The organism is Litoreibacter sp. GN1-5, assembly GCF_055693805.1.
Window position 1 is genome coordinate 1377829 of the sequence record NZ_JBVFUP010000001.1, and the last position, 21771, is coordinate 1399599.

Sequence of the window (21771 nt, forward strand, 5' to 3'; positions counted from 1 at the left end):
ATGATCCGCTGGACCATACGGTTTGGTGCTGTAAACTTTCCTCAACGTCGCTGATAAGAGCGGCCGTGTTTGAAGGAAGATGATGGATATTTTCAAGGCAACGCGGACGATGTTTCATTTACCGGATGGAGTAACTTATCTTGATGGCAATTCCCTTGGCCCCCTACCTGTGTCAGCCCCAGAACGGGTTGCGACACTGTTGCACGAACAATGGGGCGAGATGCTGATCACCGGTTGGAACAAGGCCGGTTGGATGGATCAGCCCACCCATGTTGGCGACCGTGTAGCCAAGCTGATTGGGGCGGAGCCTGGTCATGTCGTCATGGGCGACACTTTGTCGATCAAGGTTTATCAGGCGTTGGCGGCTGCCTTGGATATGCAACTTAATCGTAAGATCATTCTGTCCGACAGCGGAAATTTCCCGTCTGACCTCTATATGGCGGAAGGGCTCATTCGATCACTAGATCGGGGTTTGGCTTTGAAAACTGTCCGCCCAGAGGAAGTGGCGGATCATCTTGATGATAGCGTGGCGGTGATGATGCTGACTCAGGTAGATTACCGAACGGGTCGCATGCACGACATGGAAGCGCTGAGCGCGAAGGCACAGTCTGTCGGCGCGATCACGATCTGGGATTTGGCCCATTCCGCTGGCGCTGTCCCTGTTGATTTGGCCGGGTGCAAAGCGGATTTCGCGGTCGGGTGTAGCTACAAATACCTCAATTCCGGCCCCGGCGGTCCTGCGTTTATCTATGTGGCCCCGAAACATGTTGATCACGTGCGCCCTGCCTTATCCGGTTGGTTAGGGCATGAAGCCCCCTTCGCCTTTGATCCGGACTACCGCCCCGGCGCAGGGATCGAGCGGATGCGGGTTGGGACGCCTTCTGTTATTCAGATGGCAGCGCTTGAGGCGGCGTTGGATATTTGGGACCATGTTTCCATGGATCAGGTCCGCGCCCGAGCGATAGAGCTGTCTGAGCTGTTCATTGAAGAAGTTGAAACCCGCTGTCCGGACCTGACACTTGTTTCGCCCCGCGACCCTTCTGATCGCGGCAGTCAGGTGTCGTTTTCCCACGCGGACGGCTATGCGATTGTGCAGGCGCTTATTGCCAAAGGGGTGATTGGCGATTTCCGCGCGCCGGATATCTTGAGGTTTGGGATAACGCCGCTTTACATTAATGACAGCGATATCAGGCACGCCGCAGACATGCTGCATCAGGTCATGGAGGGCCGCCTTTGGAACAACCCCGCGTACCAAACCCACGCCCGCGTCACGTAAAGCTGCGCCGCTATCGCCCGGACGATGCCACGGCCACACATCACGTCTTTTTTGAGGCCATTCGCGTAGGGTCCGCTGGCCATTATACGCAATTCCAGCGCGAAGCATGGGCGGTCAGCGATGTTATGCCGCCAAACTGGTCACGCCGTTTGACTGATCAGCACACGTTCATAGCCGAGATGGAAGGCCGCGTGGTCGGCTTTATGAGCCTGCGCAATGACGGGTATCTTGATCTGGCCTTTGTGCTGCCGGACATGATGGGAACCGGTATAGCCGTACAACTTTATGAAAAGCTTGAAGTGCAGGCCAGGAACATGGGATTGGACGTGCTGACGACGGAAGCCAGCCACCTTGCGCGCTCATTTTTCATTCGACAGGGCTGGCGCTTGTTGCAAACCCAGACCATCACCCGCAATGGGCATAGCCTGACCAATTTCAGGATGGAAAAATGTTTTGGGCCATTGGTTACTTCTCCGGCGGGCTGAATGGCTATGTGGCATTTTATACTATGTACTATTCGAAAGCCCTTTCGGGCCAGCCAAGCTATTAGGGCCTGCGCTTTAATGTAGATTTCACCCCGCCAAATCTGTAAACTGAACGAGATAGTTTAGACACCCGGGGGGTGATGCAATGTCGACAACTCTGACAATCAACGGAAAATCGCATGATGTTGATCTCCCGGATGATGTGCCTCTGCTGTGGGTATTGCGGGATGAGCTTGGCCTGACCGGAACAAAATTCGGGTGCGGTGTCGCCGCCTGTGGGGCCTGCACCGTGCATATCGATGGCGAAGCTGTGCGATCCTGTCAGGTGGCACTGTCGGATGTCTGGGGAAGTGTTACAACCATTGAAGGGATCGGGACACCGGATAACATGGCACCGTTGCAAAAGGCCTGGGTCGATAATCAAGTCGCCCAATGCGGTTACTGTCAGTCAGGTCAGATCATGCAGGCAGCGGCGCTTTTGGCTGAGATACCCAATCCGACAGATGCAGATATTAACGAAGCCATGGCAGGCAACCTATGCCGCTGCGGCACCTACCCGAAAATTCGCGCGGCCATCAAAGATGCCGCCAAGATGATCAAGGGGGCATAGATATGGGCAAGCTTAAAACCTTCACCCGTCGCGCCTTTCTGGTGGGCACAGCCGCCGTTGCTGGGGGTGTTGCATTTGGCGTCTATCAAGCAAAACGGGAACTCGAAAATCCGTTACAAGTGGCCGAAGGGCAGACAAGTCTGAACCCGTATCTCATTATAGATGCGGATGGTGTTACAATCATCGCGCCCCGTGCTGAAATGGGACAAGGTGTTCATACTACGCTTGCTGCTATGGTCGCCGAGGAATTGGATGTGGACTGGCAGTCGGTTCGTGTGATCCACGGCCCCGCCGCGCAAGCCTATTACAACGGTGCCCTGCCCGGTCTGGGAATGCCCTTCCGCGACTATGCCGAAACGCCATTGCAGACCCGCATCAAGGACACATCATCGGTCATGGCAAAAGTCTTCGGGCTGCAAATTACAGGCGGATCGACCTCGATGATCGACGGGTTTGAGAAAATGCGCATGGCTGGCTGCACAGCACGCGAAACCCTCAAACTGGCGGCCTCGGCAAGATGGAACATACCGGTTAGTGATCTGTCCACACAGGAAGGGCAGGTTATCGCCCCTGACGGCATTGCCCTACGGTATTCAGAACTTGCGGCCGAGGCGGCACAGATCGATCCACCCTCTGCGATTGAGCTGCGCGATCCGACAAGCTGGAAATATCTTGGCAAGGAAATGCCGCGCATAGATCAGGTTGCAAAATCTACTGGGACGGCAGAATTCGGGGCCGATATCAACCTGCCCGGTATGAAATTTGCGACGGTTCGGATTAACCCCAAGCTCGGCGGCGTTATGGCCAGTTATAATGCGATCAAGGCAGAAGCTATGCCGGGAGTTGAGCGCGTCATTGATCTGGGGAACGGTATCGCCGTGGTTGCACGCAACACATGGCTTGCCATGGAAGCGGCCAAAGCGGTCGAGATCAACTGGGAGGCAGCCCCCTACCCGCCAACCACGGACGCGCTTTTCAATGTTATTGCGGCATCGCTAGAAGATGCACCGGACTCAAGCATGCGCGATGATGGCGATGTAGATAAGGCCTTGCAAGAGGCCAAAACCCCGGTCACTGCCGAATATCACGTGCCATGGCTTGCCCATGCGACGATGGAACCGATGAACGCGACCGCGCTTTATACTGGCGACCGGCTTGAAGTTTGGGCGGGCAATCAAGCGCCACTGGTACAGCGCGACCATTGCGCCAAAGCAGTTGGGCTCGAGCCTGAGAATGTCACTGTCCATACGCCCTATCTTGGTGGTGGCTTTGGCCGCAGGGGCGAATTCGACGTCACCCGCTACGCTGCACTGGTCGCAAAAGAGATGCCCGATACACCTGTAAAGGTCACATGGTCGCGCGAAGAAGACATGCGCCATGACTTTTATCGCCCGGCTGCCATTGCCCGGTTTAGCGGGGTTGTAGATGAGGGGCAGATCACCACTCTAAGCGGGGCCATTGCTGCCCCGTCTGTGACGCGGCAAAGCTCTATCCGGCTGGCAGGGTTTGCCCCACCCGGCGCGGATAAAGGTCATGTGGAAGGTGCGTTCGATCAACCTTACGGTATCAAGAATTTCCGTATCAACGGTCATATCGCCGATCTGGATGTTCCTGTCGGTTTCTGGCGCTCGGTCGGAAACTCATTCAACGGGTTCTTCATGGAAAGCTTTATCGATGAGGTCGCCCATGCCGCAAGACGTGATCCGCTGGAATGCCGGCAGGAACTGATCGCGCGCGAACACCAGCCCTCGGCTATGGTGCTGCAACGGGTCAAGGAGATGTCCGGTTGGACAACCCCCAAAGCCGAGGGCATCGGGCGGGGCGTGGCATTCACCTATTCCTTTGGCACCCCTGTCGCAGAGGTGATTGAGGTACAAAACGAAGACGGCGCTATCCGCGTTACCAAAGCCTGGATCGCATGCGATATCGGTGTTGCCCTTGATCCGGGCATCATTCGCGCGCAAATGTCGTCCGGGCTGATCTATGGATTATCTGCAGCTATCCACGGTGAAATCACCTTCGCTGACGGCGAAGTCGAGCAAGAGAATTTCCCCGATTATGACGCGCTGCGGATGCATACGGTGCCTGAAATCGAGGTCGAGATTCGCGAGACCAATACGCATATGGGTGGCGCTGGCGAACCGGGCCTGCCCCCATCTGCCCCGGCACTGGCCAATGCGGTGTTTGACCTTACAGGCGTCCGCGTTCGCGAATTGCCGCTGAGCAAACGGTTTGAGTTCGTCACCTAAGCGGTATTACGTCCCTTTGATGGGTCGCTCTTCCGATTGATGTCCTCGTCCTATGGCCTGTGATCTGCCGGGTGCCATTGGCGCGGGTCCGCGATCACAATATACGCCCCTAATGACAAGAGGTGATTTTGCATGACACAGACAGTTTTGGTGACGGGGTCTGCGGGCTTTATCGGCTATCACCTTTGTACACGCTTGCTGGCAGAGGGATGCACTGTCATCGGCCTTGACGGGATGAGCAGTTATTATGACGTTTCTCTGAAACAACGACGCCATCAGAACCTTTCCCAATCGTCCAGCTTTACGCCCGTCGAAGGGCTGCTGGAAACGGACGGGCTGTTGCACAAGCTTCTGGAACAGCATCGCCCCGATATCATCATTCATCTTGCCGCGCAGGCCGGTGTGCGGTGGTCCATCGAGAACCCACGTGCCTATCTGGATGCGAACCTGATCGGAGTGTTCAACCTGCTCGAAGCGGTGCGGGCAACACCTTGCAACCATCTGTTAATGGCATCAACCTCCTCCATTTTTGGGGCAAATACAGAAATGCCTTATGCGGAAACGGACAAGGCTGACACACAGATGAGCTTCTATGCTGCGACTAAGAAGGCCAATGAGGCGATGACGCATTCCTATGCGCATCTTTATGACATCCCGACAACGATGTTCCGCTTCTTTACGGTGTATGGCCCATGGGGTCGGCCTGACATGGCATATTTCAAGTTCACTAAGGCGATCCTTAGGGGCGATCCGATTGACGTCTACAATCACGGCGATATGAGTCGCGATTTCACATATATAGACGATCTGGTCGAAGGTATTCGGCTACTGATGGATGCCGCACCAACGCGCCCGGAAGACCCGTCACAAATTGCTGACGGCGACAGCCTGTCGCCCGTAGCCCCGTGGCGGGTGGTTAATATCGGCAATGGCGAACCCGTGAAACTGCTAGACTTTATCGAAGCAATTGAGGCCGCTACGGGCAAGACAGCGCAGAAGAATTTCATGGACATGCAGCCCGGCGACGTACCCGCCACATGGGCTAAGGCAGATTTGTTGAAAACATTGACGGGCTACGCGCCCAAGACTGATTTGCGCACCGGCGTGCGCCATTTTGTTGAATGGTATCGGGAATACTACGGCGAATAAATGCTTGTCAGCTTCGGTGCCATTCCGAGAACAGGTCAGGGCCAACCCTATTCTGACCGATCAGTTGATAGCGCGGGGCCGCATCAAGTGTATCAGCCTCAACGGAGCCAAGCAGAGGTGTCCCATCTGCCCCCAACGCTAATCCGGCCGTGAAACAGATCAGCCGATCAACAAGATCGGCCTTGATCAAAGAGGCAGCCAGTGCCCCGCCCCCTTCGCAAAAAACCCGTGTTAAGCCTTTGCTGGCAAGAGCCGTCAGGCAAGCCTGCAGGTCAAGGCCGTCTGAGGTTTCTGCGACCTCGATCAGTTCGGCCCCCGCATCTTGCCAAAACTGGCGCTTATCATTCGGCGCATCCGCCCCGTGCAACAGCCAAACGGCTGTTTCTTTCGTCGTTTCGGCCAGCGGTCCATGATCTGGCAAGGACAGGCTGGCGCTGACGACAACACGCACTGGCTGGCGCTGCACGCCCATATCGCGCACAGTCAAAGACGGCAGATCAACCCGCGCCGTACCACCGCCAACCATCACCGCGTCATGGCGCGCCCGCATGGCGTGAACATGGCGGCGCGCAAGCGGTCCAGTGATCCATTGACTTTCGCCTGTCGCGGTCGCAATTCGTCCATCAAGAGAGCCCGCCAGTTTCAACGTCACAAGTGGCCGCCCAAGGGTGATCCGGCTGAGAAATCCCGCATGGGCCTGACGGGCCTCGGCCTGTAGAACACCGGTTGTAACCTTCACTCCAGCGTCTTGCAGTTGGGTAATGCCCAGCCCCGACACCCTTGGATCAGGATCGTCGGTCCCGATTACCACATGGGAAACCTGCGCACGGATCAGGGCCTGCGTGCAAGGCGGGGTCTGACCGGTATGGGCGCAAGGCTCCAACGTCACATATGCTGTCGCACCGGCAGCAGCGAGGCCAGCTTGTGCCAGCGCCATCTGTTCTGCATGGGGACGGCCACCCGGCTGGGTCCAGCCACGCCCCACAACGCGGTCATCTTTGACGATCACACAACCGACGGCTGGATTTGGCCATGTCTGCCCCAGACCGCGCGCACCCAGAGAAAGCGCCAGAGACATCCAGCGCTGCTCCCTATCAGGCGCGTGGCCCAAAAGTTAGTCTTCTTCTTTTGGACTGGGCGGGCGCAGTTCCGACACGAAGTCCTCGAAATCATCTGCCGCCTGAAAGTTCTTATACACGCTCGCAAAGCGCACATAAGCAACGGTATCGATCCGCGCCAGAGACTCCATTACGATCTCACCGATTGTTGCCGATGGAATATCTGTCTCACCCATGCTTTCCAGACGCCGCACAACGCCGGAAATCATCTGATCGATCCTTTCAGGATCGATTGGCCGTTTTTGCAGTGCAATTCGGATCGAGCGTTCCAGCTTGTCGCGATCAAAATCCTCGCGCTTGCCATTCGTCTTGATCACCACCAGATCACGCAATTGCACACGCTCATATGTGGTGAACCGCCCCCCACACGCAGGACAGAAGCGCCGTCGCCGAATAGCAACGTGATCTTCCGCCGGACGAGAATCTTTCACTTGTGTATCTACATTTCCGCAAAACGGACAACGCATTGCCTTACCCCTTATCTCTGTGTCTTGGGTGTTGATCCCCAATTGTACACGATCACTATAGGGCAGCCGCCACAGTTTGGGTAGGGGTGAAATTAGGCTCTAAATATAGTTTTAGAGCATATGTGCGATGACTTGCCGGTGATGCGGTTTATCGCGGTGTTCGAACAGATAGATGCCCTGCCATGTGCCCAATGCCAACGCACCCTCCACAATGGGAATTGATACAGAGACTGGTAAAAGTGCAGCTTTGATATGGGCGGGCATGTCATCGGGGCCCTCATATGTGTGTGTCAGGTAAGACATGCTGGGGTCTGTTGTTGGTGGCACAAGGCGCTTGAAAAAGTTGTTCAAATCCGCCTGCACCTCGGGATCAGCGTTTTCCTGAATAAGCAGCGAGCAAGATGTGTGGCGCACAAAGAGGGTCAGCAAACCATCCGACATGACCTGCCCGCGCACATACTCAATGACCCTAGTTGTTTAGTCCCGGCATGTGGTGGGTCGGATCGACATTGAAGCGTTCCGGTTCGGTTGTCCAGATTTTGCAGATGTATTCGAATGGTGTGAGGCCTTGCAGCGTCTTCAATCGGCGTGCGTAATTGTAGGCTGCAATGAAGTCGGTGACGTGCGTTTCAAGCTGTGAATGTGTGTCATAGTGATATCGCTTGACCGTCGCCTCTTTGATTGTCCGGTTCATGCGTTCAACCTGGCCGTTCGTCCACGGATGGTTCACCTTTGTCAGGCGGTGGTCGATCTCGTGCTCGCGACAAACGCGATCAAAGATGTGCTCGAATGCGGATGTGTCCTGTTTGCGATTGGTGAACTGGATGCCGTTATCCGTCAGGATCGTGTGGATCCTGTATGGCACGGCGGCAATTAGATTGCGCAGGAATTGGGCGGCAATCATCTTGCCCGCCTTCTCATGCAGCTCGACATAGGCAAACTTGGAGGTTCGGTCGATGGCCACGAACAAACGGATCTTCCCCTCTCCAGTGCGTACTTCTGCGATGTCAATGTGGAAATAGCCAATCGGGTAACGTTTGAACTTCTTCTTCGGCTTGTCGCCCTCTTCTTCGGCTTGTCGCCCTCGACATCTGGAAGACGGCTGATCCCATGCCGCTGCAAGCACCGATGCAATGATGATCGGGTGAGATGCGGAATGCTGGGCTGCAGCGCATAGAGACAATCATCCAGAGGCAGCAGCGTGTGCCGCCGGAACGCGACGATGACGGCTTCCTCTTCGATGCTGAGAACCGTGGAATGGGCTTCCTTCGGCCCCATAGCAGCGTCTTGAACGCTGTCACGCTTGCGCCACTTTGCGACGGTCTTGACGTTGATGCCCAGTTCCCGACTCAGCGCCGCGTTCGAAGCTTGCGATCGCTGTATGAGAGCTCGGACGGCGTGCGTGGTCTTGGCGCTCCCGTGAAGAATTTGTCCCATAGTTCACCCTTCTGATGGTCACAAATCAGTAGACCACCACATGCCGGGACTAAACACCTAGGGGTGAACTCATAAAGACCTGAGCCGTTTGTATTTAGTGTGAACTGGTTCATACGATGGGCTCCAAACTGCCGCTGTAATGCACGATCAGCGGACCGCTTTTCAAGCTGAGCCGGACATCGAAGTGAAAGCGCCCATCAGGGTCCACGCTTTCCGCTGCTTCGCTCACAGGTAAAAGAAATCCCGGTATTGGCAGGAGGCCCAGAAACTTGCCGCTTTCTACCGGAAAGATCAGCCGGTCACCGTCCCTATGCAGCCCAAGCCGAAACGTGAATGGACCAAAGCGTTCAGTCATTGCCCCATCGCGCCGGTCGCGGCTAAGCACTGAACGGAATATCTTTGCGCCGATCTTTCGCACCCAGATTTCCTGCGTGTCTTGCGCCGTAATCGTTACCGTCACGGGAACAATGCCACCAACGGCGGGAAACCCACCAAGCCGGGCTGCAAGTTTACCAAACCAGTTGGTCGCAGGCGTGACTGTTGCAGTGCCCGTGAAACGCGCGCGATACAAAGGCGTATGGAGCGCGCGCACAACGTCAGGCAGCGCGTCAAAATCCGCACCCAAAACCTCGCGAAATAGCGGGTCACACGCGGTCTCACGGCTTTCGCAAATCGCCCCAATCGTTGCCAGTTGCGCCTCGGCCTCGAACCGTGTGAAGGCCGTCAGGGCCGGATGCGCGCCCGCTTTGCGCTGTCCCACCAGCAGTTTGTCCAACAGAATGAGAACGGGTTGTACCGGCGTCTTCGGCCCCTGCCCGTCACCGATGATCATGTCCCAGTCTTTTTGCACCAGGCGGCCTTGCGAAAGGCCTAGAACCCGCACACGCATGCCGCCGCGATCAGACCCAAAAGGTGAGAATAACTTGGAAAGGTGGAAAAGCGGTTTAGACAGCCCCTCAAGCGATCTGACAGGCAGGTATCGTACAACCCAGCGTCCTACGTTAAGCGCCTGATGAAACAGGCCCAGCTCCAACCCAGCCCGCGCAATGACAGTACTTGCCCCAAAATGCGCCGGGAAAAGTGCGGCATCCGGCGTATTCACCAAAGACGCCCTGCGTGGCGACAAAGTCTCACTCGCTACATGCGGGGCAACTTGGATTTCGTCAGACCATCCGAACACTGTGATAGCCTGCCCGCCAATACGCAGTGCAAACGGCTGCCCGACTTGTCCCAGAATAGCGCGCATGACGGATAGGCCACGCGGGGTCTTGTTGCCGGGGATGATGGACGTCTCGATGAATGCGACGCTATCCATGTCCTTTGACAGATCTGCAACGATGGCCGAAGACAGCGCAGGCGTTGTGGACACCCCGGACCAAACTGTAACCCCTTTGGCCTTAGCTGCGGCATCCAAAGCGCCGATACCCGCTACAAACTCTGCCCCATCCGCAATGTCGAGGTAATGGGCCCCTGCATTGATCACTGATCTTGCAAAGCTATAAGGTTCTGCACCGTAAGATTGAAACGGACCAGAACAATCGATGACTGCAAAGGGGCACTGCTTTGCCAGAGTTTTTGCGATAACTGTAAGGTCGCCGCGATCCATTACGCAGAAATCGCAAGACAGTTCTGTTGCCAGACGTGCCAACCGCCCGGCACTTCGCCCCGCGATGATCAGGCTTATGCCGCTACGCCCAGCAAGACTGCGTACCAAGTACCCCCCGAACAGCCCCGTTGCGCCAAGTACAATGACACGTTCAACCAAGGAAACGCGCTTTCAGATCAGGTGTCAGTATCAAGCATTGATCCGTCTTGCCAAACACCGCGTAACGGTTGCGGGCTATGTGGTCATAAAGCCAATTACGCACAGGTCCGGGTAGAATACGGATGAGTTGTGCAGCACGCCACAGTCCACCTATATGGGTCATCGCGGCTATGAAAGCGTCCATCTTGGTGAAGATGTGGCCATCTACGACAACTAGATTGGTGGAATAGTCATCATCTTTGAGGCCCAGGTGAGCATAAAGCGCCTCTCCCAGATCGGATTGTGCGATGATGAAGCGAAATTTCTGGTCTCGGTCATGGCGCAGCATAAATCTCATAAAACTCGAACATAGCACGCAGACCCCGTCAAAGACGATGACATCAGCCCCTTCGGTAAGAGCGGTGATATGGGGATCTGGTGCGAGTTTGGCCATATCCGATTAGTAAGTCGCACGCGCATGCATTTCATCTGTAAAAATGTCGCATCCTGCTCTGAGGCAATGGCGCCAAAACCGCAGGAGACGCGTGATCAGCCTTACTGCGCTCAGGCCGTGCTGTATCAGCCGTTTGTGGACTTACTGATCCAAGAAACTCCGTAGTTTTCGGGACCGTGACGGGTGTTTCAACTTCCTGAGCGCTTTGGCTTCAATCTGGCGAATACGTTCACGGGTCACACTAAACTGCTGACCTACTTCTTCAAGCGTATGGTCCGTGTTCATCCCAATACCAAAGCGCATCCGCAACACGCGCTCTTCACGCGGCGTCAGAGAGGCCAGAACACGAGTTGTCGTTTCTTTCAGGTTTTCCTGAATAGCAGAGTCCAGCGGCAGAACTGCGTTCTTATCTTCGATGAAATCGCCAAGCTGCGAGTCTTCTTCATCACCAATTGGCGTCTCAAGGGAGATTGGCTCTTTGGCGATCTTCATCACTTTGCGTACTTTTTCCAAAGGCATTTGCAGTTTCTCTGCCAATTCCTCTGGTGTTGGTTCGCGGCCGATCTCATGCAACATCTGCCGGCCCGTGCGCACCAGCTTGTTGATCGTCTCGATCATATGGACCGGGATCCGGATCGTGCGGGCTTGATCGGCGATGGAGCGTGTGATGGCCTGCCTGATCCACCATGTTGCATAGGTCGAAAATTTATAGCCACGACGGTATTCAAACTTATCAACCGCTTTCATCAGGCCGATATTACCTTCCTGAATGAGATCAAGGAATTGCAGGCCGCGGTTTGTGTATTTCTTAGCGATTGAGATCACCAGCCGCAGGTTGGCCTCAACCATTTCTTTCTTGGCTTGACGGGCTTCTTTTTCGCCCTTCTGGACTTGCTGCACGATGCGGCGGAATTCGGTAATATCGACACCAACATATTGACCAACCTGCGCCATCTCGGCACGCAAATCTTCGATTTTGTCGCGGCTTTTCTCGACAAATGCCGTCCAACCCCGTCCTGTCTTCTCGGAAATTCGGTCGAGCCAGCCCGGATCAAGTTCATACCCGCGATAAGCATCTACGAATTCACGGCGGTTGATCCGCGCGTGATCGGCCAATTTCACCATGTTACTGTCGATTGACATGATACGGCGGTTAATCCCGTAAAGCTGGTCGATCAGAGCTTCAATCCGGTTGTTATGCAGATGAAGCGAATTCACCAACTCTACAATCTCGTTGCGCAGCTTCTGATAAGCGGTCTCTTCTGTTTTCGTGAAGCTGTCATCTTCGTTCAGTGTCGCCGAGATCCGCAGGTCCTGCATATCAGCCAATTTCGCATAATCATCTGCAATGGTATCCAGCGTTTCAAGCACGCGCGGCTTTAGCGCTGCCTCCATCGCAGCAAGCGACATATTGGCCTGCTCATCCTCATCGTCCTCGTCATCCTTGGCAATCGGATTACCATCCGCGTCAAGCTCCTGCTCTTCCTCGCTTGCAGCGGGTGGTGTGGCAGTGGCCGGCTCTGCTGTGGCAGTTGGAACGACAGGTTCCACCCCATCTTCATCCATCGAATTACCGAAGGTTGTCTCAAGATCAATCACATCGCGTAGCAAGATGTCTTCGGACAGAAGTTCATCGCGCCAGATTGTAATCGCTTGAAATGTCAGCGGGCTTTCACAAAGCCCTGCAATCATCGTGTTGCGTCCGGCCTCGATCCGTTTGGCAATCGCGATCTCGCCTTCGCGGCTGAGCAATTCAACCGAGCCCATCTCACGCAAGTACATCCGCACAGGATCGTCGGTACGATCCAGCGTCTCCGTCGTCGTGGTTGCAATCGCAACCTCTTTGGACTGAGAGGTCTCGACCAATGCGGCCGAGCTGTTGTCTTCCTCTTCGGCGTCTTCTTCTTCAATGATGTTGATGCCCATTTCGGAAAGCATCGACATCACATCTTCAATCTGTTCCGAGGCGACCTGCTCGGGCGGAAGCACATGGTTGAGCTGATCATACGTAATATAACCGCGCGTGCGCGCTTCAGCGATCATCTTCTTGACTGCGGCTTGGCTCATGTCCAGACCGGACTCCGCGTCTTCACGATCTTGCTTCTGATCATCTGTATCTTTGGGGGCCATCTCGTGCTCCTTAAGGGCGGATTCGGACGCGCTGTGATTCGTTTTCGAATCAATAGCGCGAATCATATCGATTCGCACGCCTGTTTACTTTATTTTCTTTACCCAAACCTCACCATCGATGAGACTCTGTAGATAATGAGACATAGCGCTGCGATCTTCGCCGTCACCTGTTTCATCATCTAATTTACTTCTTTCTGCGCGGTTTCGAACATCGGCTGCCTGAGCCAACCGCCATGTCAGCCCTTCATCTGCCAAACCGCATATATCTTCGATCGCATCTTCAATCTCGCGCTGTACACCACGTCGGGCTTCAAGCTTTGCCAACTCTTCGGCCAACGTCATTCGGCTTAACTCAAAATCAGCATATGCACGTACAGCAGGTGCAATCTGCACATGGCTCAGGGAATAGAGTTTTTCAAAGGGTGCGGTGCCAATCTCGGCCTCCAGAATATGGCGCAATCGATCAACGTCCGTTTCATCCGTATGACGCAGCAAACCCGCCAGCAAGGCGCGATGGTCTTGTCCGTGAAACTCAAGCGTTTCCAGATCATCCAGAAAATCCTGCAACAGCGACGGGTGGTTCGCCAGAATGGCCAGAATGACTGCCTCGCGCACCCGTTCTTCGACATCCATGGATTGCGCCAGAAGCGAGTTGCGTGTCGATAATACCGGCGCAACCTTATCTGAGAAACGTCCTCCCGGCTGCCATTTGCCACGCTCTTTGCGAGGCCGGTTTGCCGTGAATAAATCGTAGCGCAGTTGCTTGATTTCAGCAGCGTAATGGTTTCGCAACGAAGCGTCCGCGATTTTGCGCAGGGCATCGCGCAGCGACTTGTCCAGAGCCGCTTTACGTTCCGGGCTATCGAAGCTTTTACCATCGGTTTCGCGCTGCCATAAAAGCTGCACCAGAGGTTTGGAACCATCAACCAGTTTGCGCATGGCCTCAGACCCTTGTGCACGGATCAGGTCGTCGGGGTCTTGCCCTTCCGGCAGGATACAAAAGCGCAACGATTGCCCAGCCGACAGCAGCGGTAACGCAAGATCTATCAGGCGCATGGCGGCATTCAGACCAGCTTTGTCCCCGTCTAGCGCAATCACCGGCTCTGGCGCTATGCGCCACAAGAGCTGCAATTGGTTTTCCGTGATGGCGGTTCCCAAGGGTGCGACGGCGGCAGATAGCCCCGCGGATACCAAGGCAATCACATCCATATACCCTTCGGCGACAATCAGCGGCTGGCCTTTGCCAGCAGCTTCACGGGCTGGACCATGGTTATATAGGCTGCGCCCTTTATCAAAAAGCTCTGTTTCAGGCGAGTTCAGGTATTTGGCATTCTCGTTGGGATCCATGGCCCTGCCACCAAATGCGGTCGCGCGCCCGCGCGGATCACGGATCGGGAACATAATGCGATTGCGGAACGTATCGTAAGGCTTGCCGCCTTTCGAGGATGGCTTGGCCAGACCAGCGGCAAGGATCAGCTCTTCCTGAACGCCCTTACCAGTCAGATGATCCCATAAGGCCTGCCAGCCATCCGGGGCAAAACCGATCTCAAACTGATCGAGTGTCGGCTTTTTTAAACCACGCCCGGCCAGATAATCCCGCGCAGCCGTGGCGGCACCGGTCTTTAACTGCAACCGGTAGAATTGCACAGCTTGTTCCATCACGCTGGCAAGTTCTGATCGACGGTCTGCCTTTTGCTGGGCCTGCGGATCACGCGCAGGTATCTGCATCCCTGCCTCGCGCGCCATGATTTCTACGGCTTCCATGAAAGAGACGTTCTCCGTCTCTTTTATAAAGCCGATTGCATCGCCTTTAGCGTGGCATCCGAAGCAGTAATAGTAGCCCTTGCGATCATCCACATGAAAACTGGCCGTCTTTTCCTGATGAAAAGGACACGGTGCCCACATGTCCCCTTTGCCCTGATTGGATTTGCGGGCATCCCAAACCACTTTCCGCCCGACCACTTGCACGATCGAAGTTCGAGAGCGTAGTTCATCAAGAAAACCAGGAGGCAGACTCATGCGAGATAATATCACGACTTCCGCGACCAGAGTCGATAGTTGGCGGCATTATCATCACGCAACGTCTCTATGTCACACTGGCAACCAGGAAGTTAAAGCAATCAATGTGCCTTTATTGACAGACTAACTCGTAGGCGGCGTTGGCAAGGGGCATGTATTGACAATACCATCATACAGAACACAGCGAACGAGCCGCGGTGTCGTTATAGTGAACTCTTCCCAAGTCATTGCGTCTAGAAACGTTAGATTAATCAGTGGAACTTTGTAATCATTGTATGCTTCAACCAGAATTACAAATTCCCCATTATCTATAATCGGCAGACGTCTTACAAATCCTGGAGCGGTCATATCAGCTTGTCTCCGCTCCGGAAGAGCCACATCTGATGATCGAGACCATTGCAAATTATATTCCTGAGAAGCTTCCTCATCTCTCATGAAGCTAGTTATACGTAGCCGGGTTCGCCCGCTTGTAACAACCATTCTGTTAAAGAGTTCCGTCAACCCGTCAAAATCATTATCCGTTAGCGGGCTTTGAGACCGGGATACGATATCCGCTATAACATACGCAGCTTTTTGAGTCTGGTTTCTGCTTTTGAAAGCGTCAAAGAAAACCAAACTTGCTACAAACCAAAACACAAAAAGCGGGAAAACTATTACGAATTCCATTGTCGCAGTTGCACGTGTATCACGTATAAAAGACAACACTTTTTCACGCATCATAGTAGAAATTATAGACATGATTATACCTTTGTATTCCCACTATCAGCCTGAGTTTGGTTCGGCTGAAAATGCAGATTCGACGACCATAGAATATGTACCCGTGAAATCACGATGCATCTGAAGCGCCCATTCTGAGAAGCCAAAGAATGTATCGACTTCAATACAGGCACGCAAAAACATCACATCACTTTCACCGGATGTAGTCAGTTGAGTAACAGGTGTTACCCCTGTTTCACGCTCAATACACTGTGCAGGCGCATCTACCTGTGTGAAATCCCACGGGGTATCAGCACCAGGATTATTATCGTCGTATGATTTTATTCGCATCATTTCAACAACGAGTTTACTGGATATTACATCCCCACCAGCATCAATGGTGTAACAGCTTGCCAGGATCAAAGTTTCCTCACAAATGCTATTTCTTACATCATCAACATCCAATGCTGTACCACTTGAAAGCCTGATATCTCTCACGACAATTTCGACAGCGCGGTCAAACATCATATACCGTGTCATGATCATACCAAGTTCGAAAATTGTCAGGAACATGACAAATACGATTGGAAACAGAAGCACGAACTCGATCGTAGAAGAACCATCTTCAGACTTGAGGCGGCTTTTCAACCGCCTAAGTCTTTCTAAAACGATATTAGGCTCCATCATTGCACCAAACGTAGTTTGTTTACAGATTTAGCGATTTCTCTGAATGCATCTTCCAATTCAGCCCCGCTTGTTGCTTCAAAATATTTATCAGGCCCGCTTGAGCAAGTCCTCATCAGCCGCTCCACCCGAGCGGCCTGGTGTCCTGCCGGAACCGCAAATGCAACAGAGTAGAATGTTATATTTTGATCTTTCGCTGTTTCGCATATTAACTCAGCCTGCCGGTCAGCATCACCATTATTAAAAGCTCTATTGGCGCCATAGTCGTTGTTATCAAGGCCAAATACACTTTGAGAGCGCCTAAAGCCGTATCTATTCCAATGGAATATCTTACTGGGGCTGTCATAGTAATCGTCTCTTACGGTTCTTGTGCCATTGTTTGCACCATCTGACATGAGAATGACAATTTTATCGACATTCCCGCCAAAATCTGTCGGGCGTCCAGAAAACTCAGGTGGATTTACGCCGTCCGCACGCAGCTGCTCAGCAATATCTCTGAAACTCGGATCAAGAACAGCAACACCCCACTTTAAACCATAGTGTATCGCAGTTGTGTTCGCACGTTCAAATTTCTCAATCCTTTGCTGCAGAAGATCTTTGTCATTCTGATATGTGATGATTGAATTATGGTCTTCCGTCCGACATGGTGGATTTTTGATGGTAAAATCATCAGCAGCACCTCTTGGCGAACCAGAAGCATTGCCGCTTGTATCGTAATGAGGCTCTTGTTCATATGTAACAGTTCTATCAATTGCTGTATCCCTGAACAGGTCATCATCCTTAAATATTAGACAATCAGAATACGGGTGATTCCGGTTAATATTGAAGCCACCGGCCCGAATGATATCAGCACCAGGATTCACCTGACCGGTATATGGGACCAGATTGACCGACACCCGGTCTCGATTTTCATCTGTCAAAACCAGATCAAAGAAAATCTCTGTAGCATCTTTAAGCTTTTCGATTTTACTTGTGCTAGTCCCGGCTGCAGTGCCTCCCATTGAGCCAGACATATCCAAAACCAATGAAATCTCTTTTTCAGGGGATCCATCCTGTGCCGTCGTTCTGGCAGGGGCGTTTATGTAATCAATTCCAATTATATTAAGGAACATTGATGGAACAGTGCTTGCAATCTGAGCTTCAACTGTGCGCGATGCAGCTGTGTTATTTGAAACTCTTACGTCAAAAAGCCCGTAATTGTCGAAACCTTCTGTCGTCACATAGGATTCAACAACCTGTCTTACTTCGTCATCGGTCCGATCGTTATTGATATTCGCAGCGGCAAGCACACCTTGGTCCAACGCGTTTTGAAGGCGTACGCGGGTTTGTTCGTGGCGCATGAAATCAATCGCCATACCGGTCACAATCAGCATCAGCACGAAGATGTGCAGGCTGAATAGCATCATTGACCCCTTTTCATCACGCTTGAAGCATGACGCCATGCGCATCGCTTTACGTGATACAGTATTCCATAGACCAGTTTTGTTCATGTCACTCATAATCGCCCTTCCATAACGCCAGCACGCGTATAATGAATTTACCCTAATATTAGACTCTGTATTGGCCAGAACACTATGGCAAGAATGGGGCAAAGTCTGTCTAAATCTCAACGTTTTATCAACAACCACCCACAAAATCGGTTTTTTTTTGATTATTTGTTTCCAAAATAGCAAGAATCCCCTCGAATTTGCCTCGATTCCGCCCGACTCATGTCTCGTTTCAACGTGCTTAACATTCTGCAAACGGTTAACAATTAAACGAATCTAGGAGCTATTCCTCCATTTCTTAAGCTTTTGTTCACATAGGAACCGTCATGAAACAGCCAAATGAGCCATCCTTCCGCGAATCGGTTGACCTGATGTTTAGCCGCGCAGTCCGTTTGATGGACCTTCCCCCGGCCTGGAACAGAAGATTAGAGTGTGTAATGCGACCTATACGGTACGCTTTGGCGTGCGTCTGCGCGGGCAGATCCATACATTCACTGGGTATCGTGCCGTCCATTCAGAACATATGGAACCCGTCAAAGGCGGTATCCGATTTGCATCGGCTGTCAATCAGGACGAGGTTGAGGCGCTGGCCGCCCTGATGACCTTCAAATGTGCGCTGGTTGAAACGCCTTTTGGCGGCTCAAAAGGTGGCCTTTGCATTGATCCGCGCGAATGGGATGAACACGAACTGGAACAGATCACCCGCCGCTTTGCCTATGAGCTTGCCAAACGCGACCTGATCCACCCGTCGCAAAACGTACCCGCCCCCGACATGGGCACGGGCGAGCGCGAGATGGCATGGATTGCCGATCAATACGCACGGATGAACACGACAGACATCAACTCGCGCGCCTGTGTAACCGGCAAGCCGCTTAATGCAGGTGGTATTGCGGGTCGGGTAGAGGCCACGGGACGTGGCGTGCAATACGCACTGCAAGAATTTTTTCGGTATCCTGAGGATGTCGCAAAAGCTGGCCTTGATGGAACACTTGACGGCAAACGCATCATTGTTCAAGGCCTTGGCAATGTGGGGTATCATGCCGCCAAGTTTCTCAGCACGGAAGATGGCGCACTGATTACAGCGATTATCGAACGAGATGGTGCACTGGTGAATGACGCTGGTCTTGATATCGATGGTGTTCATGCGTGGATCACTCAGCATGGTGGCGTTAAAGGCTGTCCGGATGGTACATATATCGAAGATGGCGCAACAATTCTGGAAGCGGATTGTGACATCCTGATCCCAGCTGCCTTGGAGGGCGTGATCAACATGTCCAATGTGGAAGAGGTTAAGGCAAGCCTCATCATAGAGGCTGCGAATGGTCCGATTACTGCCGGTGCCGATGATATCCTCAGTCAGAAAGGCACAGTAATTATCCCAGACTTGTACGCCAATGCTGGTGGTGTGACCGTCAGCTATTTCGAATGGGTCAAGAACCTTAGCCATATTCGCTTTGGTCGAATGGGCAAGCGTCAGGAAGAGGCGCAGCACAACCTGCTGATCAATGAATTGGAGCGTCTGTCTTCGGATAAACAACTTGGTTGGGAACTGAGCCCTGATTTCAAAAACCGTTTTCTCAAAGGCGCGGGCGAAATTGAGCTGGTGAGGTCCGGTCTCGATGATACGATGCGCACCGCCTATCAGGCCATGCGTGAGGTTTGGCACAGCCGCGACGACGTCAATAATCTACGTATAGCAGCCTATCTGGTGTCGATTGATCGGGTTGCCAACAGCTACCGCGCAAAAGGGCTGTAGCGAAGAAAAAACACGCCATAAACAGGGGCTGATCAAATTTGTTCAACCCATTTTGCCATCGCGTTCGGCCACAAGAAAGGCCAGCGCATCAGCCATCATCTTGGCTTCTGAGCCGCGTGTAACACCGCCAATCCCGACCCATTTTCCGAAACGCCACCAAAGGCCAGGCCCCCAAGCCCGCGGATGACTGGATCGGAGTTCGGATCAGAAACCCGTTTGATGGTTTAAAGGCAAAAAAGCTGCGATCCACGTTTTTGATCTGATCGAGGGTGCAAATTTCTGTTCCATCGGACAGGTGCAGACCTGCTTCGGTCAACTCAACCGCACAGGCCGTGGCGGTCCACAACCTGTAGCCACCAAATACAGATACTGCCCCACAGCCCAATAACACAACCGTCCAGTGAAATTCCGAAGGAGGACGCGCTGCAGCGATATAGAGCAATATGAACCCCAACAAAAACAACACCCCTGCCCCAAAACTCCGTCGGGCTGGCGATGGTGTAATCGAAGCTATGATATCTGACATGAAGGATTGCCCCGTTGGAAAATTTTTCAGTGCATACAAGCAGTAACCACAAAGTGCCAGATACCTTCTGGTGATCTGTGCGGTGATGAAGGGATTTTGTTCACACTGACGCAATTGGCAGCTCGTTTCATATGACCTATTTACAGATCAAGCCGAAGGAGAATTCCATGTCCATCAGACCCGTCATCGATCAAAGCACTGCCGTACCAACCTTGGAAGGAGCTGGCGTTAAACTTCATCGTGCGTTTGGATTTCATAATCCCGATATGCTGGACCCGTTCCTTTTGTTCGACGATTTCCGCAACGAAACGTCTGCAGATTATGCGGCCGGGTTCCCTTGGCATCCCCACCGCGGCATTGAGACGATCACTTATGTGCTCAGCGGGACAGTCGATCATGGTGACAGCCTTGGCAATGAGGGCACGCTTGGTGCGGGCGATGTGCAATGGATGACCGCAGGGTCCGGCATTCTTCATCAGGAGATGCCGAAAGGGAATGCACAAGGCCAGATGCATGGATTTCAGCTGTGGGCAAATCTGCCCGGCAGCCTGAAAATGACTGCCCCGCGCTATCAGGATGTTCAGGGCAAGGACATTCCGGAAGTCATAGACGATGACGGTACACAAGTGAAAGTCATCGTGGGCGAGTTCTGGGGCAAACGTGGACCCGTCGACGGTATCGCTGCAGACCCGCAATATCTCGACATTTTTGTCCCTGCCGGTTTGCGCAAATCTTTCAAGATCGACACGTATCGCCGTGCTTTTGCCTATGTGTTCGATGGGTCAGGGAAATTCACTGATGCATCCGCACCTCAAGGTGTTCTACTGGAAAAAGAAGTCTTGGGTGAGGAATTAAACATTCGTGATCTATCGGGAAACCGCACCCTGATCCAATTTGGCACTGGCGATGAGGTCACGGTTCAGGCTGGTCCGAATGGAATCCGGTTTCTGTTAATTTCGGGTAGCCCGATTCAGGAACCTGTTGCCTGGCACGGGCCCATCGTAATGAACACACGCCAGGAACTTCAGCAGGCGATGGCAGATTTGCGCAATGGAAGCTTCATCAAAGCGGGGCATTAAATCAAATCGCGCCACCAGATGACGACAACCACTAGGGCTGATACGAAAAGGATTTTCATACCAATGCTTGCAGCCAGCCCAACGCGCCAATCTGCCTTCTGCTCTTTCGGATCAACGGATGTCAGGTAATTCACGCACGCATCATAAGCGGTGCTGACCTCCTTGGAGTCCAGTTGCATAACCAGCTTCGGGTCTTCAGACATCTTGCTGACCTGTACCATCTGTACTGCCGCACGACGCACATGCTTTGGCAACATGCGCCCCGCGTGTCGCACACGCGCATCCAGCGTCGCACCTTTTGCCAAAAGCCGTTCGCCCAATAGCTCGTAAATCCGTATTACGAGCTGGCGTGCTACAACCTGTTCCATAATCAGCCCTCCGATTTGGCGGTATATCGCGGTTTTC

18 protein-coding genes and 2 pseudogenes are annotated in these 21771 nt (G+C 53.2%); 7 read left to right on the plus strand and 13 right to left on the minus strand.

Going from position 1 to position 21771, the window contains the following annotated elements; genetic code table 11:
- Positions 1-82: 82 nt before the first annotated feature.
- From kynU to ACZ1HF_RS07190, 5 genes are all read left to right on the plus strand, one after another.
- Positions 83-1276, plus strand: coding sequence for a kynureninase (kynU, locus tag ACZ1HF_RS07170; RefSeq protein ID WP_472659001.1), 1194 nt, complete (start codon positions 83-85; stop codon positions 1274-1276).
- On the plus strand, positions 1234-1761 hold the full coding sequence (locus ACZ1HF_RS07175) for a GNAT family N-acetyltransferase (protein WP_472656847.1): 528 nt from the start codon (positions 1234-1236) through the stop codon (positions 1759-1761). The genes kynU and ACZ1HF_RS07175 overlap by 43 nt, the downstream gene beginning before the upstream one ends.
- A gap of 145 nt (positions 1762-1906) precedes the next feature.
- The gene (locus tag ACZ1HF_RS07180) at positions 1907-2371 is read left to right on the plus strand and encodes a (2Fe-2S)-binding protein (RefSeq protein ID WP_472656848.1); all 465 of its coding nucleotides are present in this window, start codon (positions 1907-1909) and stop codon (positions 2369-2371) included.
- Between the two features lie 2 nt (positions 2372-2373).
- Positions 2374-4620, plus strand: coding sequence for a xanthine dehydrogenase family protein molybdopterin-binding subunit (locus tag ACZ1HF_RS07185; protein ID WP_472656849.1), 2247 nt, complete (start codon positions 2374-2376; stop codon positions 4618-4620).
- A gap of 132 nt (positions 4621-4752) precedes the next feature.
- Positions 4753-5769, plus strand: coding sequence for an SDR family NAD(P)-dependent oxidoreductase (locus tag ACZ1HF_RS07190; RefSeq protein WP_472656850.1), 1017 nt, complete (start codon positions 4753-4755; stop codon positions 5767-5769).
- Between the two features lie 7 nt (positions 5770-5776).
- Here the strand turns inward: ACZ1HF_RS07190 and ribD are convergent, their stop codons facing one another.
- The 11 genes and pseudogenes from ribD to ACZ1HF_RS07245 form a co-directional block, all read right to left on the minus strand.
- Positions 5777-6880, minus strand: a complete 1104-nt coding sequence (ribD, locus tag ACZ1HF_RS07195) for a bifunctional diaminohydroxyphosphoribosylaminopyrimidine deaminase/5-amino-6-(5-phosphoribosylamino)uracil reductase RibD (protein WP_472656851.1) — start codon at positions 6878-6880, stop codon at positions 5777-5779.
- Between the two features lie 3 nt (positions 6881-6883).
- Positions 6884-7354, minus strand: a complete 471-nt coding sequence (gene nrdR / locus ACZ1HF_RS07200) for a transcriptional regulator NrdR (protein ID WP_472656852.1) — start codon at positions 7352-7354, stop codon at positions 6884-6886.
- 111 nt (positions 7355-7465) lie between these two features.
- Positions 7466-7819, minus strand: a complete 354-nt coding sequence (locus ACZ1HF_RS07205; protein WP_472659002.1) for a secondary thiamine-phosphate synthase enzyme YjbQ — start codon at positions 7817-7819, stop codon at positions 7466-7468.
- 4 nt (positions 7820-7823) lie between these two features.
- Positions 7824-8791 (minus strand): annotated as a pseudogene (locus tag ACZ1HF_RS07210) (IS481 family transposase).
- A 109-nt stretch (positions 8792-8900) separates the two neighbouring features.
- On the minus strand, positions 8901-10556 hold the full coding sequence (locus tag ACZ1HF_RS07215; protein ID WP_472656853.1) for an SDR family oxidoreductase: 1656 nt from the start codon (positions 10554-10556) through the stop codon (positions 8901-8903).
- The gene (locus ACZ1HF_RS07220; protein ID WP_472656854.1) at positions 10549-10989 is read right to left on the minus strand and encodes a thiol-disulfide oxidoreductase DCC family protein; all 441 of its coding nucleotides are present in this window, start codon (positions 10987-10989) and stop codon (positions 10549-10551) included. The genes ACZ1HF_RS07215 and ACZ1HF_RS07220 overlap by 8 nt, the downstream gene beginning before the upstream one ends.
- 141 nt (positions 10990-11130) lie before the next feature.
- Positions 11131-13119 (minus strand): RNA polymerase sigma factor RpoD, encoded by a 1989-nt coding sequence (gene rpoD / locus ACZ1HF_RS07225; protein ID WP_472656855.1) that lies wholly within the window; start codon positions 13117-13119, stop codon positions 11131-11133.
- Positions 13120-13203: 84 nt separating this feature from the next.
- The gene (dnaG, locus tag ACZ1HF_RS07230; RefSeq protein ID WP_472656856.1) at positions 13204-15138 is read right to left on the minus strand and encodes a DNA primase; all 1935 of its coding nucleotides are present in this window, start codon (positions 15136-15138) and stop codon (positions 13204-13206) included.
- Positions 15139-15261: 123 nt separating this feature from the next.
- Complete coding sequence (locus ACZ1HF_RS07235; RefSeq protein ID WP_472656857.1) at positions 15262-15876, minus strand: TadE/TadG family type IV pilus assembly protein; 615 nt, start codon at positions 15874-15876, stop codon at positions 15262-15264.
- Positions 15877-15900: 24 nt separating this feature from the next.
- Positions 15901-16521 (minus strand): TadE/TadG family type IV pilus assembly protein, encoded by a 621-nt coding sequence (locus ACZ1HF_RS07240; RefSeq protein WP_472656858.1) that lies wholly within the window; start codon positions 16519-16521, stop codon positions 15901-15903.
- Positions 16518-18017, minus strand: a complete 1500-nt coding sequence (locus ACZ1HF_RS07245; RefSeq protein WP_472656859.1) for a TadE/TadG family type IV pilus assembly protein — start codon at positions 18015-18017, stop codon at positions 16518-16520. Before ACZ1HF_RS07245 ends, ACZ1HF_RS07240 begins: the two co-directional genes overlap by 4 nt.
- Positions 18018-18331: 314 nt before the next feature.
- Here ACZ1HF_RS07245 and ACZ1HF_RS07250 point away from each other — a divergent pair.
- Positions 18332-19761, plus strand: a pseudogene (locus ACZ1HF_RS07250) (Glu/Leu/Phe/Val family dehydrogenase).
- Between the two features lie 88 nt (positions 19762-19849).
- On the opposite strand, the gene ACZ1HF_RS07255 reads toward ACZ1HF_RS07250, so the two are convergent.
- Complete coding sequence (locus ACZ1HF_RS07255) at positions 19850-20287, minus strand: hypothetical protein (RefSeq protein WP_472656860.1); 438 nt, start codon at positions 20285-20287, stop codon at positions 19850-19852.
- 167 nt (positions 20288-20454) lie between these two features.
- On the opposite strand from ACZ1HF_RS07255, the gene ACZ1HF_RS07260 reads away from it, so the two are divergent.
- Positions 20455-21366 carry a pirin family protein gene (locus ACZ1HF_RS07260; RefSeq protein WP_472656861.1) on the plus strand — a complete coding sequence of 304 codons (912 nt, stop codon included), beginning with the start codon at positions 20455-20457 and terminating at the stop codon, positions 21364-21366.
- Here the strand turns inward: ACZ1HF_RS07260 and ACZ1HF_RS07265 are convergent.
- Positions 21363-21734 carry a hypothetical protein gene (locus ACZ1HF_RS07265; RefSeq protein ID WP_472656862.1) on the minus strand — a complete coding sequence of 124 codons (372 nt, stop codon included), beginning with the start codon at positions 21732-21734 and terminating at the stop codon, positions 21363-21365. The genes ACZ1HF_RS07260 and ACZ1HF_RS07265 overlap by 4 nt on opposite strands.
- Positions 21735-21771: the final 37 nt, after the last annotated feature.